General features: G+C 63.3%; 12 protein-coding genes and 1 tRNA gene. 6 read left to right on the plus strand and 7 right to left on the minus strand.

All coding sequences use genetic code 11. The annotated features are described in order from the left end of the window. The first annotated feature begins 13 nt into the window (after positions 1–13). From pheT to QZ471_RS12160, 6 genes are all read left to right on the plus strand, one after another. Complete coding sequence (gene pheT, locus QZ471_RS12135) at positions 14–2,392, plus strand: phenylalanine--tRNA ligase subunit beta (protein WP_295464014.1); 2,379 nt, start codon at positions 14–16, stop codon at positions 2,390–2,392. A gap of 3 nt (positions 2,393–2,395) precedes the next feature. Continuing rightward, entirely contained in the window at positions 2,396–2,698 is a 303-nt protein-coding gene (gene ihfA, locus QZ471_RS12140; RefSeq protein WP_007159196.1) for an integration host factor subunit alpha, read from the plus strand. Beyond that, on the plus strand, positions 2,679–3,038 hold the full coding sequence (locus QZ471_RS12145) for a MerR family transcriptional regulator (protein ID WP_058762407.1): 360 nt from the start codon (positions 2,679–2,681) through the stop codon (positions 3,036–3,038). The genes ihfA and QZ471_RS12145 overlap by 20 nt, the downstream gene beginning before the upstream one ends. Positions 3,039–3,102: 64 nt before the next feature. Further along, a tRNA-Pro gene (locus tag QZ471_RS12150) sits at positions 3,103–3,179 on the plus strand. Positions 3,180–3,668: 489 nt separating this feature from the next. Further along, positions 3,669–5,333: an N-6 DNA methylase gene (locus tag QZ471_RS12155; protein ID WP_295464018.1), complete on the plus strand. Its 1,665-nt coding sequence runs from the start codon at positions 3,669–3,671 to the stop codon at positions 5,331–5,333. Next, the gene (locus QZ471_RS12160) at positions 5,323–6,342 is read left to right on the plus strand and encodes a hypothetical protein (protein ID WP_295464020.1); all 1,020 of its coding nucleotides are present in this window, start codon (positions 5,323–5,325) and stop codon (positions 6,340–6,342) included. Before QZ471_RS12155 ends, QZ471_RS12160 begins: the two co-directional genes overlap by 11 nt. Positions 6,343–6,615: 273 nt before the next feature. Here the strand turns inward: QZ471_RS12160 and QZ471_RS12165 are convergent, their stop codons facing one another. The 7 genes from QZ471_RS12165 to QZ471_RS12195 all read right to left on the minus strand — a co-directional run bounded on the left by QZ471_RS12165 (position 6,616) and on the right by QZ471_RS12195 (position 14,147). Next, entirely contained in the window at positions 6,616–7,377 is a 762-nt protein-coding gene (locus tag QZ471_RS12165; protein ID WP_295464022.1) for a DeoR/GlpR family DNA-binding transcription regulator, read from the minus strand. A 55-nt stretch (positions 7,378–7,432) separates the two neighbouring features. Beyond that, positions 7,433–8,116: an SDR family oxidoreductase gene (locus tag QZ471_RS12170; protein ID WP_295464024.1), complete on the minus strand. Its 684-nt coding sequence runs from the start codon at positions 8,114–8,116 to the stop codon at positions 7,433–7,435. Between the two features lie 11 nt (positions 8,117–8,127). Further along, entirely contained in the window at positions 8,128–9,258 is a 1,131-nt protein-coding gene (locus tag QZ471_RS12175) for an exo-alpha-sialidase (protein ID WP_295464026.1), read from the minus strand. Then, positions 9,245–10,657 carry a sodium:solute symporter family protein gene (locus tag QZ471_RS12180; RefSeq protein ID WP_295464028.1) on the minus strand — a complete coding sequence of 471 codons (1,413 nt, stop codon included), beginning with the start codon at positions 10,655–10,657 and terminating at the stop codon, positions 9,245–9,247. Before QZ471_RS12180 ends, QZ471_RS12175 begins: the two co-directional genes overlap by 14 nt. 61 nt (positions 10,658–10,718) lie before the next feature. Beyond that, a complete protein-coding gene (gene pdxA, locus QZ471_RS12185) occupies positions 10,719–11,738 on the minus strand; it encodes a 4-hydroxythreonine-4-phosphate dehydrogenase PdxA (protein ID WP_295464030.1) in 1,020 nt (339 codons plus the stop codon). Beyond that, the gene (locus tag QZ471_RS12190; RefSeq protein ID WP_295464032.1) at positions 11,731–12,984 is read right to left on the minus strand and encodes a four-carbon acid sugar kinase family protein; all 1,254 of its coding nucleotides are present in this window, start codon (positions 12,982–12,984) and stop codon (positions 11,731–11,733) included. The genes pdxA and QZ471_RS12190 overlap by 8 nt, the downstream gene beginning before the upstream one ends. Then, the gene (locus QZ471_RS12195; protein WP_295464034.1) at positions 12,981–14,147 is read right to left on the minus strand and encodes an iron-containing alcohol dehydrogenase; all 1,167 of its coding nucleotides are present in this window, start codon (positions 14,145–14,147) and stop codon (positions 12,981–12,983) included. Before QZ471_RS12195 ends, QZ471_RS12190 begins: the two co-directional genes overlap by 4 nt. Positions 14,148–14,154: the final 7 nt, after the last annotated feature.

Raw genomic sequence — 14,154 nt, forward strand, 5'->3', positions numbered from 1 at the left:
AGACGGGAGTCCTATGAAATTCAGTGAACAATGGCTGCGTAGCTGGGTGAACCCCGCGGCTACGCACGAGGATCTGGTTGCCCGGCTGTCCATGGCCGGCCTGGAAGTGGACGGCGTCGAAGCGGCGGCCGGGAGCTTCCAGGGCGTCATCGTCGGCGAGGTGGTCTCCGTCGAGCGCCATCCCGATGCCGACAAGCTCAACGTCTGCCAGGTGAGCAACGGCCAGGAGTCCTTCCAAGTGGTCTGTGGGGCGCCCAATGTCCGCGCCGGCCTCAAGGTGCCTTTCGCCACCGTCGGCGCTACCCTGCCGGGTGATTTCACCATCAAGAAGGCCAAGCTGCGCGGCGTGGAATCCCACGGCATGCTCTGCTCGGCCAGCGAACTGCAGATCAGCGACGACAACAGTGGCCTGCTGGAGCTGCCCGCGGGCGCCCCGGTTGGTGAGAACATCCGCAGCTACCTGCAGCTGGACGACGCCATCATCGACGTCGACCTGACGCCGAACCGCGGCGACTGCCTGTCCATCGCCGGTCTGGCGCGGGAAGTGGGGGCCCTGTACAACGCCACCGTCGAGCCGCTGCAGGTCGAGCCAGTAGCGCCCGTGCACCAGGAGACCCGTCCGGTCGAGGTGCTGGCACCCCAGGCCTGCCCGCGCTACCTGGGTCGCGTGGTCAAGAATGTCGACCTGTCCCGCCCGACGCCGGACTGGATGGTCGAGCGCCTGCGCCGCAGCGGCGTGCGCAGCATCGATGCGGCCGTCGACGTCACCAACTACGTGATGCTCGAGCTGGGCCAGCCCATGCATGCCTTCGATCTGGACCAGATCAAGGGTGGCATCCGCGTACGCCTGGCCGATGCCGGCGAGCGCCTGGTGCTGCTGGACGGCCAGGACATCGAACTGCGCAACGACACCCTGGTGATCGCCGACCACGAACGCGCCCTGGCTATCGCTGGCGTCATGGGTGGCGAGCACAGTGGTGTCGCCGCCGGTACCCGCGACCTGTTCCTGGAAAGCGCCTTCTTCGACACCATCGCCGTGGCCGGCAAGGCGCGGTCCTATGGTCTGCACACCGACTCCTCTCACCGCTTCGAGCGGGGCGTGGACTTCGAGCTGGCACGCAAGGCCATGGAGCGGGCGACCCGCCTGCTGCTCGATATCGTCGGCGGCGAACCGGGCCCGGTGATCGAGGCGGTGAGTGCCGAGCACCTGCCGCAGGTCGAGCCGATCCTGCTGCGCGCCGAGCGCATCGAGCGTGTCCTGGGCCTGACCCTGGACGATGCCCAGGTCGAGCGGCTGCTCAGCGGCCTGGGGCTGGCCGTGGCACGGCTGGAAGCCGGTCGCTGGCAAGTAGGCGTACCCAGCCACAGGTTCGACATCCGCATCGAGGTGGACCTGATCGAAGAGCTGGCCCGCCTCTATGGCTACAACCAGTTGCCGATCCGTTTCCCCCAGGCCCGCCTGGCGCCGCAGCCCCTGCCCGAAAGCAAGGGTGAACTGAGCCAACTGCGTCGCCTACTGGTGGCCCGCGGTTACCAAGAGGCCATCACCTACAGCTTCATCGACGAAAAGACCTTCCGTCTGTTCGCTCCGAAAGCCGAGCCGGTGATGCTGGCCAACCCGATCTCCACCGACATGGCTGCCATGCGCTCTTCGCTGTGGCCGGGCCTGGTCAAGGCCGTGCAATACAACCTCAATCGCCAGCAGGACCGCGTCCGGCTGTTCGAGTCGGGGCTGAGATTCGTCGGTCAGCTGGATAACCTGGTCCAGGAAAACGTCCTGGCTGGTGCGGTCTGCGGTTCGCGTCTGCCGGAGAGCTGGTCGTCCGGTCGGGAGGCGGTGGACTTCTTCGACGTCAAGGCCGATGTCGAGGCGCTGCTGGCTCAGGCTGGTGCAGGCGGCGACTTCCGCTTCGTGGCAGGCGAGCATCCGGCCTTGCACCCGGGGCAGACCGCGTTGATCGAGCGGGCAGGGCAGCCGGTGGGCTACCTGGGCGCCCTGCATCCGGAGGTGGCGCGCGAGTTGGACGTGGATCGTCCGCTGTTCCTCTTCGAGCTGGCCCTGGATGCCCTGACCGCCGGTACCCTGCCGCGCTTTGGCGAGCTGTCGCGCTTCCCGGAAGTGCGCCGTGACCTGGCGCTGGTGGTGGACGAAACCGTAGCCGCCGATGACCTCCTGGCCGACATCCGCGAGAACGCCGGCGAAGGCCTCAAGGAGCTGCGTCTGTTCGACGTCTACCAAGGCAAAGGTATTGATCCACATAGAAAAAGCGTCGCCATCGGCTTGACCTTGCAACATCCATCGCGCACATTAACCGATGAAGAAGTCAACGAAACGACGCAGAAAATCCTCGTTTCTCTGGAAAGAAGGTTCAACGCCACGTTAAGGAAATAGCGCATGGGGGCCCTGACGAAAGCTGAGATGGCCGAACGTCTGTTTGAAGAGCTCGGTCTGAACAAACGTGAAGCCAAGGAATTGGTCGAACTGTTCTTCGAAGAAATTCGTCATGCGCTCGAAAGCAACGAGCAGGTCAAGTTGTCCGGTTTCGGCAACTTCGACCTGCGCGACAAGCGCCAGCGCCCCGGACGCAATCCCAAGACGGGGGAGGAGATACCCATCACGGCGCGCCGTGTGGTGACCTTCCGCCCCGGGCAGAAACTTAAAGCCAGGGTCGAGGCCTATGCTGGAACCAAGTCATAACGACGAGCTGCCGCCCATACCGGGCAAGCGCTACTTCACCATCGGTGAGGTGAGCGACCTGTGCTTGGTCAAGCCGCACGTGCTGCGCTACTGGGAGCAGGAATTTCCCCAGCTCAACCCGGTGAAGCGCCGCGGCAACCGGCGCTACTACCAGCGCCATGACGTGCTGATGATCCGCCAGATCCGTGCACTGCTGTACAACGAAGGCTTCACCATCGGCGGGGCGCGCCAGCGCCTCACCCAGGGCGACGAGACCCGCGACGAGGGTTCGCAGTACCACCAGCTCATCCGCCAGATGATCAGCGAACTCGAAGAAGTCCTCGTCGTACTGAAAAAGTGAAAAAAAGCTTCCGTTAATCAAAGTGTTGCAGTAAGATGCACGCCGTTCCCTAGGGGAACACAGTCGGGGCGTAGCGCAGCCTGGTAGCGCACTTGCATGGGGTGCAAGGGGTCGAGTGTTCGAATCACTCCGTCCCGACCAAATCAACGAGAAGGCTCAAGCACTTAGTGGCTTGGGCCTTTTTCGTTTCTAGACTCCAATCAAAACCCAAGCAAAATTAGCTGGCGATTGTGGTGATCTTGAGGCCAGACGCCGTATCCTGCCAGATCACTTCGATTTGATCGCATTGGCTGTTTGTCTGCACTAATATGCTAAGGGTTCTGTTGAGCCTGTTGGCTACCTGGCCATCCAGTTGGGGCGGGGTGTAGCGACATCTATTCAATCACTCCTCGCCTTATGTCTGTGGCGGCCTCGGGGAGGTCTTGGAACGCGGGGCTAGGCATTTCTCCTTCGACCACAGTCCAGCTTTCCTCCGTTTGTCTGGATAAACCGGCAGTCACCGTTTGGGCTCAAAGAAGGGCTCTCTCGTGCTGTATAGTCAAAGCGATAATCTAATTCTCTCTCAGAAAGGTCAGCGCAGTACGCACTCCCACTTAGGTCGTTAACTCCGTTTCGCAGGATTTGCAATTGATGCTCGTTCCCTTCAACGATCCCGACGACACTCCTACTCTTCGTAAGGAGAGAGGTGCCTTCTTTACTCCCGACGAGATCACTCGATATGTGGCGAACTGGGCCATTCGCTCGCCTAACGACCTCGTATTGGAGCCTTCTGCAGGTGATGCTGCCTTCCTTGTAGCCGCGGTGCACCGTATTCGCGAACTAACAAAAGGCATGGAGGTACGTCCGAGTGTTGATGGTGTTGAAATTCATGACCATAGCGCGCGAATCGCACAGCAGCGCGTCCGGGAAGTCGGTGGTGAAGCTAGAATTCGGAATAGCGATTTTTTTTCCCTTACACCTGAACCGGTTTTTGATACTGTTATTGGCAATCCCCCCTACATCCGATATCAGGATTTTTCGGGCGAAATGCGAGCTCGTTCGCGGGAGGCTGCACTCCGAGGTGGGGTGTCGCTCACTGGCCTCGCCTCTAGTTGGGCGGCGTTCACCATACACTCTTCGATGTTTTTGAAGAGAGGTGGTCGTCTCGGACTTGTTCTTCCAGCCGAACTGCTTTCAGTTAACTATGCAGCCCCCGTGCGTCACTTTCTTTTTGACCGCTTCCGCCACTTGCAGCTTGTGCTTTTTAACGAGCAGGTGTTCCCCGAGGCCGAGGCTGATGTCGTATTACTTTTGGCCGAGGGTTATCTCGAAGGTCCCGCTCAATACGCAACTATCCAGCAAACAAAGAACTCTGCTGGTCTTGCATCGCTTGATGCGGGCCTTACCTGGACGCCGACCGACCCCGCAGCCAAGTGGACGAGCAGTCTCATTAATCCTAAAGCTATTGATCCGCTGCATAAGCTGCTTAAGCGAGGTCAGTTTACTAATTTGGAGGCTTGGGGAGACACGACTCTTGGCATCGTTACGGGCAACAATAAATACTTCACACTTTCGCCCCAGCGTGTAAAAGAACTTGGCCTACGCCACAACGAGTTGCTACGCCTTTCTCCGCCTGGAAGCTCTCACCTGCGTGGCCTGTCACTCTGCAAAAAAATGCTCGCTAAGCTTGGTCGAGAAGGCCTGGCAACCTATCTTTTTTATCCAAGCAATCCTCCATCAGCAAAAGCAGCGGCATATATCGAAGTTGGCCATAGAGCCGGTGTGGATACTGCATACAAGTGCCGTATTCGTAAGGTATGGTATCGCGTACCACTCGTGCCCCCGGCTGACCTTTTCTTGACTTGTATGAACGCAGATACTCCTCGGCTAGCAGTAAATGATGCCGGAGTATATCACCTTAATTCGGTTCATGGTGTTTATCTTAAGAAAGAATATCGCGATATTGGTCGAGAATTCTTGCCCCTCGCAAGCCTTAATTCGGTAACGCTGTTCCATGCAGAAATCGTAGGTCGCGCATATGGTGGGGGAATCTTAAAGATTGAGCCTAAGGAAGCGGATATCTGGGCAGTACCCTCGCCAGATTTAGTATACGCGCTTGCCGAAAAACTTCAGCCAATCAAGCAACGGGTCGCTGACCTCTTAGAGAAAGGCAGATTGCTCGATGCTGTAGAAGTCGTCGACCAAGTTGTTCTCCTAGGTTGTGGGGGTTTGTCCACAACACAAATCGATCACATCCGGCAAGCGCGATCAGAGCTTGCCGGACGCCGCACAATGAGATCTGCCAGTGGCCGCTAGAAAATCTGCAAAAGCAAAAGCTTGGGTTCTTTTCGACCGAATCGTTCATCTCGCCGCTCCCGATGGTACTCACAGTAATCCTTGGGTTAAGTGTCTCGATGGGCAGCTGCGCTTCGAGCCGGATTACGACACGCTCGTTCAATTGCTTGGGGTCCCTCTCTATCTTAAGGCTGAGACTCAGTCAGGGGTACCTGCCTTAGCGCTGGATGTCTGGTTGAGCTATGAACTACGACGGGCGGGCTTCGGTAAAGATCAGGCTTGGCCTAGGCCGGTCCATCCACGCATCCTCCCAGCGCCTGTTGCTGCGTTGCTAAATGAGTTGCCTCGTAAGGTAGGTGACGTTGTGGCGGAGCGGCTTAGGAAAGCAGCTTCAATCCGTGATGTCACATCTTCTAGTGCGTCCATTCTTGGTAAGAACTACCTCAAGCAGGTTGACGTCATTATCACAGACTGGGTGACGGGACCTGAGCTGTTGATATCGACCAAACGTATGGATTCCTCCTACGGCAAGAACGCGCCAAATAGGATTGAAGAATCCTATGGCGACGCCAAGAACTTGCGCCTGAGGCATCCCCTTGCTGCACTAGGATTCGTGTTTGGGCTTCGCTCCGATATTTTGGAAAAGGAGCCTCGTACGGCAGCATGGTTGTTCGACCTGCTTGCCAAGCTCGGACAGGAGGACGACGCATATCACGCAACTTGTCTCGTATTGATGGATTATTCAGACGACACCAAAATACCTGACACTGGAGAAGAGCCGCACGAAGGCGTCCCAGAGCCAGGACCTGAATTGGATACGGAGGAAGATCTCCCAGTCGATGCTCCAGAATCTGAAATTGACCGACAGCTAATGCTGCTGCCAAAGGTGGCAATTCGCACAGACGAAACGCCAGAAGAGCTAGACCCAGGCCGTTTCCTCTCGGCGATGGTAATGCGTGTTCTGAGTGCAACTCCGGTCAATATGCATGAAGAGGCGCGGCGACGTCGGGATACACCCAAGCATCAATGAGACTATCGCAGCACGAAGCATTGCCATGCTGCGAACGATCAATTATCGAAAAGTCATCGGGCCAGCACAGGGTGCGAAACGATAAGCGCAGGTGCTTTTTTCCCGGCATAACAGATCGTCAGTCAGATTTTGTGCATATCGAAAATTACTAAGGGTCTTAGGGGATCAGCCTCGCTCCAGCGCACTGGGCCGCTACAGTCCTTAAACGCAAGCATGATCGTCTTTAGGCGAGCACGCTCCAACCGTTCTTTGTGACGAACAGCGTCGTAACACTCAGGACACCACTTCGACCCGCACCAACCCCTGCTGCCTGAACGGCGCCAGCACCTCACCCACCGTGGCATCGGTGATCAGCGTCCAGTCCGTCTTGAGTGGCGTCCAGTGCTGCTGGCGATCACGACCCAGCTTGGTCGAGTCGGCAAGCACGAAGACCTCGGCGGCCTGCTGGATCATCAATTCCTTGAGGTAGGCCTGCTCGGGGCTGGCTTCGCAGAGGCCGCGGCCGGCGACTACGCCGTCGGCGCTGAGGAAGACCTTATCGGCCGACAGCCGCTCCAGCATGGTGAAGGCCGCCGGGCCGAAGGTGGACATGCTGCCGGGGCGCAGGTCGCCGCCGAGTAGGGTGACGTGGCCTTCCGGCAGGTCGCGCAGCAGGGGGACCGCCAGCAGGTTGTTGGTGATGACGTGTAGGCCGCGTCTTTCGCTGAGCAGCTTGGCCAGGGCGGCGGTGGTGGTGCCGCCGTCGAGCAGCAGGGTGTCGTGATCCTTGATATGGGCGAGGGCGGCGCGGGCGAGGAGGGCCTTTTCCGGGCCGGACTGGCTGCTGCGTTGTTCCAGCGACGGCTCGGGCTCGCGGGTGCCGATATGGGTCGCGCCACCGTAGGTTCTGACGATCCGGCCTTCTTCCGCCAGGGCGGTGAGATCGCGGCGGACCGTGGCTTCCGACACTTCCAGATGCCGGCAGAGGGTTTCGACGTTGGTGTGACCGGCCAGGACCAGTTCGAGGATGGCTTGGCGACGTTTGGCGACCTTCATGGGCGTTCCAGCGAGAGAGACGGCGCTACTGTAGCGCAGTAGCGCCTCATCTTTCTCACAGCGAGGCGCCACCACAGACGGTCAGCGTCTGGCCGGTGAAGGCGCCGGCGTCCGGGCCGAGCAGGAAGGCGGTCAGGCCTGCGACCTCTTCGGGCTGGACGTAGCGGCCCAGTGGGGGCAAGCGGGGCGGGGTGCCGGCCCGGCCCGGGTCGCGCAGCATGGGCGTCTCGGTCGCGCCGGGCGCCACCAGGTTCACGGTGATGCCACGCGAAGCCAACTCCAACGCCCAGGAGCGCACCAGGCCGACCAGGGCCGCCTTGGTGGCGGCGTACTGGCTGCGTCCGGCCGCACCCTGCATGGTGCGGCTGCCGATCAGCACGATGCGCCCGCCTGTGGCTAGGCGCTTGATCAGGCGATCCACCAGGCGGCTGGCCACGGCGACGTGCAGGTGCCACATGGCGGCGCCGTCGGCCGGGTCCAGGCTGCCCAGCGGCGCGGTGCGCATGAAGCCGGCGGCGTGGATGATGGCGTCCAGTGGTTCGATATCGGCCAGCACGGCATCCAGTGCCTGGGCATCGGCCAGGTCGACGCCGAGCCAGGTCAGCGCCGGATGGGAGTGCTCGGGCGGGCGGCGGCTGAGGCCGGTCACCCGCCAGCCTTCGGCGAGCAGGCGCTGGGTGATGGCCGCGCCGATGCCGGAGCTGACGCCGGTGACCAGGGCATGAGGCTGGGTCGTCATCGCCGTCTCCTTCAACGCAGCGCGGCCAGTGGCAGCCGGACGTGCTTGATGCGTTGGCGGAAGTAGGTGAAGGCCAGGTGCAGGTCTCCATCAGGCGTCTGCACCAGGCTGGGGTAGGAGTACTCGCGATTGAGTTTCTCGGTGGAGTTGTTGGTCAGGCAGTAGCCATCGCCAGCCTCGACGTCCAGGCGCCGCCAGCTGTGACCCTCGTCCGTGGAGACAGCCAGGCTCATGGGGCCGCGCGGCACGCCCCAGACAGCGCTGCGCTCACCGTCCTTCGCTACCGGATCGACGCGGCTGTCGCCGTCGTCGATCTCGTCATAGAGCGAGGCGCGGCGTTCGCTGTAGTCGGCGGCGCTGGTGGGGTTGTAGGCCACCACCAGTTCGCCGCTGGCGAGGCGGATAAACTGGATGGAGGAGTTGTTGTTGGGCAGGGCCGTTGGGGTGGGCGCGCTCCAACTGCGACCGCCGTCCTGGGAGCGGCTAACGTGGATGAAGTCGGCCCAGCGACTGCGGAACAGTGCCAGCAGGCTGCCGTCGCCGAGCGCCTGGATGTTCATGTGCACGCAACCGGTGCTCTCGGGCACGGCATGCTCGGTCCAGCTGCGGCCCTGATCGCTGGAGATCAGCACGGCGCTGGTGTCATGGCTGCCCACCCACTTCTCGCCGGGGCGGGCGATGCAGTGAAAGATCGGCAGCAGCCAGTCGCCGTTGGCCAGCACCACCGGCGGCTGGCGAACGAAGGTGCCGGGGGTGTCGATCAGCGTCTCGATGGCGCCCCAACTGTGGCCGCCATCGGTGGACAGGCGGCGGCGGACGATGGCGGTGTCCTGGTTGCCGGCTACTTGCGCGGTCCACAGCAGCCACAGCGGACCGCCCGGCGCCTGGAACAGGATGGGATTCTGCTCGGAGCGGGTCGGGTCGTCCGACAGTTGCACGGGCTCGCTCCAGGTACCGGTCTTCGGATCGCGGCGGCTCAGCAGGACCGAGATATCGGCCTTGCCTTCCTGGGTGCCGGCGAACCAGGTGCACAGCAGAGTGCCGTCGGGCCGGGCCAGCAGGTTGGCGGCGTGGTTCTGCGGATAGGGCGTAGGCAGGAAGGCGTCTTGGCGACCGGTGATGGCGATTTCAGTGGTGGACATGGGGGACCTCGGCAGGAGCGGCTTTGGCGGCGGGCTGGGGAAAGAGACGTTCGATGACTACCACGATGGCAGGCGTCGCCAGGGCAACGTACATGTTGTCGATGCCATAGGGATTGCCCAGCAGATACCAGGCGCTGGTGGTGATGGTCGAGGCCAGCAGGCCCAGGGTCGCGCCGCGGTTGGTAGCGAACAGCGGCAGGTAGATGGCGATCATGGCGATCACCGCGATGGACAGCCGTAGCGCTCGGGTGAAGAACGACAGGTTGAGGATCTCGGGCACGAAGAAGACGAAGAACAGCGGCACGAAGCCGATGATCAGGGAGATCACCCGGGTGGCCTTGAATTCACGCTCGGGCGTGGGCTTGCGCAGCGGCACGTAGAAGTCGCGCACCACCAGCGAGGCGATGGCCAGGGCCACGGTGCTGACGCTGACGAAGATGGAGGCCACCAGGGAAATGGTCACCACCCCGGCCAGTACCGGGTGCATCGATTGCAGGAAGACCGGCAAGGCGTAGAGGCTGCTCATCTCCGGATGCAGGTACTTGGAGGCGACCCCGATGAAGCCCAGCGCCAGGGAGATGGGGATGCACAGTAGCGAGGCGTGGAAGGTGGAGCGTTGTGCGGCCCGGGCATCCTTGGTCGAGGAGATCGCCTGGATGATGAACTGGGTGGAGAAGATCGCCCCGACGGTGCCGATGATCCAGGCAACGATCTTGCTGCCGCCGATGGCGCCGTCCCAGGTGAAGTAATGCTCCGGCATGTGCTGCATGACCGGGGTGAAGCCGCCGGTCATGTGCAGGGCCACGCCCAGGACGATCAGCACGCCCACATACTTGACCGAGGTGTGCAGGATGCTGACGTAGGCCACGCTCTTCAGCCCGCCGAAGACGTAGTACAGGGTACTGACGATGGCCGTGATGAAGGCCGCGGTGGGCAGGTTGATCTTGAGCACCGTAGCGATGGCCGCGGCGCCGCTGACGTAGTTGCCCACGTTCACCAGCAAGAGGGCGTAGATCATGATGATCGACACCATCAGCTTGGTGGACAGCCCGTATTTCTGGGCGATGAAGCCGGAGATGGTGAATTCGCCGGAGGCGTAGAGCTTGCGCGCCATCAGCAGGCCGAACAGCGGAAAGCCGATGGCCGCGGCGATCACCGACCAGGAGGCGGCGAAGCCGCTCTCGAAGGCGGCCTGGGCGGTACCCACGGTGGACTTGGCGCCGATGAATTCCGACATCATCAGGATGCCCACCACGAAGGCCGGCATGCTGCGCGCGGCGACCATGAATTCGCCGCTGGTGCGGCTGCGCAGGCGGATGCTCAGCCAGGTGGTGAAGAGGATGTAGACCACCACCATCCCGACGATGATGGCGGTGCTTTGCACGTCGAAGGTTTGCATGCGAGTGATTCCTGTTGTTGTTGTTGGATAGCACTGGCGTTACGGGAGAAGTAGTCGTTCCTCAGGCGATGGCGGCCTGGCTGGCGCGGCGTCTACTGGCGAGTTCGGTGGCCTGGCGCAGCGCCTCGATGAGACTGCGCTCGTCGGCGATGCCTTTGCCGGCGATGTCGAAGGCGGTGCCGTGGTCCACCGAGGTGCGGATCACCGGCAGACCGACGGTGACGTTGACCCCGGCCTCCAGGCCCATGACCTTGACCGGGCCGTGGCCCTGGTCGTGGTACATGGCCACCACGCAGTCGAAGTCGCCGCGCCCGGCGCGGAAGAACAGGGTGTCGGCGGGCAGCGGGCCTTCCACGCGCCAGCCGCGGGCGCGCAGCTCGTCGATGGCCGGCTGGATCTTGGTTTCCTCCTCGCCGTAGCCGAACAGGCCGTTCTCGCCGGCATGTGGGTTGATGCCGCAGACGGCGATCAGCGGGTCCTGGATACCGGCGCGCAGCAGGGTGGCGTGGGCGCGTTCGATGGTGCGCTTGACCAGGCCTGGCTCGATGCGGGCGATGGCATCGATGATCCCAATGTGGGTGGTGACGTGGATGACCTTGAGGATCGGCGTCATCAGCATCATTGACACCTCTTCAGTACCGGTGAGATGCGCCAGCAGCTCGGTGTGACCGGGGAAGATGTGGCCGCCCGCGTGCAGGGCTTCCTTGTTCAGCGGCGCGGTACAGATGGCATCGAGTTCACCGGCCGAGGTGAGCTGCACGGTGCGTTCGATATAGCGATAGGCGGCGTCGCCAGCCAGGGCGGACAGCTTGCCGTAGGGCAGGTCGGCCGGGATCAGCCCGAGGTCGATGCAGTCCACCACCCCGGGCTGGAAGCGTGCCTGATCGGGGCGCTCGATGGCATTGACCTGCAGGCGACCGCCGACGATGCGATTGGCGTCTTCCAGGCGACCGGCGTCGCCGATGACCAGCGGCCGGCAGCTGTCGTAGACCGCGGCATGGGCCAGGGACTTCATGATGATCTCGGGACCGACGCCGGTGGCGTCACCCATGGTGATGCCGATGACGGGACGTTCAGACATGATGGGCTTCCTTCTGCAGGGAGGCCGTGGCGGCCGGTGCGGGTAGGTTGGCGCGCAGCTGGCGCCAGGCGTCGAGGAGGGTGTCGGGTTGGCCAAAGCCGCCGGCCTTGGTGACGACTTTCAAGGTGCGGTCACGCCAGCGGGTGCTGGCCAGGGCCACCCCGGGAGCGAGGGCGCCGTGCAGGTCCAGCGCGGTGATGCCGGCCCGGGCGAGCAGGGCGCGAGCGGTCTCGCCACCGGTGGCCATGAGGGCGGTGGCCTCCTGCAGGGCGGGCTGCAGCAGCTCGGCCAGGGCCTGGCTCAAGGCCACGGCTTGACGCGGATCTCGCGCCTGCTGATCGAGACTGACCAGGACGTCCTCGCCGCGGGCCAGGCGCTGGGCCAGGGCCGTGGCCAGCGCGGTACGCTCGGCGGAGCGCTGCGACTCCAGCAGCCAGGCGGGTGCCAGGCGTTGCCAGTGTTGCGGGCTACCGGCCGCCAGGTACTCGGCCTGGGTCTGGGAATGGCGCGACATGCTGCCGACCACCGTCAGCACCGGACCGTCGCTCCGCGGGTGAGGTAGGGCGGTACCCACCAGGCCCAGGGCAACCGGCAGCGCTTCGGCGAGACCCGCCGAGCCGACCCAGAACACTTTTTGCGCGAACGGCGCCGAGGCCCGGGCCAGCGCCTCAAGGTCCGTTTGGCGCTCGGCATCGCAGACCAGCGCGGGCAGACCGCTGTCCAGGGCGCGGCGGAGGGCGGCGGCCAGGGCCACCGGCTGACGCAGGGTGGCGAGGTCCAGCCGGGCGCAGCTGATACCCTGATCGGTGAGTTGAGCGACCAGGTCGGCACTGCCGGTCAGGCCCTCGTTGCGCCAGACATCGGTCTGGTCGACCGGTACGCCGTCCAGGTATTGGATGCCTCCGCGGGTAACGCGGCCCAGGGCCGGATAGGCCGGTGCCACCAGGGCCAGGCCGCGCGGGGCGAGCGCAGCCACCTCGGCGGCGACATTGCCGCGCAGGGTGGAATCGATCTTCTTGTAGAGCGCGGCGCCAGCCAACGTCGGATGCTCGAGCAGTGCGGCGTGGCGCGCGGCCGCCGCACGTGCCTTCAGTCGACGGCTGTCCAGATCCAGTGCCGTCACCGGTGCCAGGGCGTCCAGGGTACTAGCGTCGAGCAGCACCCGGGTCGCCTGGGTCTTGGCGAAGCCCAGGGCGCAGTCGGCGGCGCCGCTGAGATCGTCGGCCAGGATCAGCAGGCGGGTCATGGCAGCAACCGCCGGTACAGCGCCTGGATGTCGTCCAGGCTCAGCGGCTTGGGATTGTTGACCATCAGCCGGGTGACCTTGGAGGCCGCCACCGCCATCTCTGGCAGGTGCTCCTCACGCACGCCGAAGGCGGCCAGGTCCTGGGGGATTTCCAGGGTGGCGGTCCAGGCGGCGATCTGCTCGATCAGCTTGTGTGCGGCGGCCTCATTGCTGTCTTCCTCGCGGGCCAGGCCGCAGACCACGGCGGCGCGCTTCAGGCGCGGTGCGCAGCTGTCCAGGTTGAAGGCCATGACGTGGGGCAGCAGCATGGCGTTGGCCACCCCGTGGGTGACATGGAACTTGCCGCCGAGTGGATAGGCGAGGGCATGGACCGCGGCCGTACCCGCCGCGGTCAGGGCCACGCCGCCGTAGGTGGAGCCGAGCAGCATGTCACTGCGGGCGCGCACCGAGTCCGGCTGCTGGTAGGCCTCTACGATGCTGCCGGCAATCAGGCGCATGGACTCCAGGGCGAAGGTATCGCTGACCGGGTTGGCCTTGTTGGAGATGAAGGACTCCAGCGAATGGGTGAAGGCGTCCATCCCGGTAGCCGCGGTGATGGCCTTGGGCAGGCTCAGGGTCAACAGCGGATCGAGCAGTACCAGGGCCGGCAGCAGGTGGCGGCTGACCACGCCTACCTTCAGCTCTTCGTCGGGCAGGGTGACGATGGCATTGGGCGTGACTTCCGAGCCGGTGCCGGCGGTGGTCGGTACCAGCACGGTGGGCAGTCCGGCGCGAGCGACCTGGTCGATGCCGAGCATGGATCTGAGCGACTGCTCGTTAGTGAGCATGACCGCGAACAGCTTGGCGGCGTCCAGCACAGAGCCGCCGCCGATGGCGAGCAGGGCGTCGGGCTGGCGCGGCGCGACCTGCTCGCGGAAGACCTGCTCGATGTTCTCCAGGGTGGGTTCGATCTCGACGTTGTCGATCACGGCCACTTCGATATCGCGGGCGGCCAGTTGCGTCTTGACCCGCTCGGTCACGCCCAGCCCATGCATGGCGTTCTGGGTGACCAGCACCACGCGGCGTAGCGGGACGTCGAGGAGGGCGAGCTTGTCGCCGAGCTGATCGAGGGCGCCGGCGCCATGGACCAGGTGTTTGACGGTCTGGAAATGATAGAGGGACATGAGCGCT

Origin of the sequence: uncultured Pseudomonas sp. (genome assembly GCF_913774235.1) — a bacterium.
GTDB lineage: Bacteria > Pseudomonadota > Gammaproteobacteria > Pseudomonadales > Pseudomonadaceae > Chryseomonas.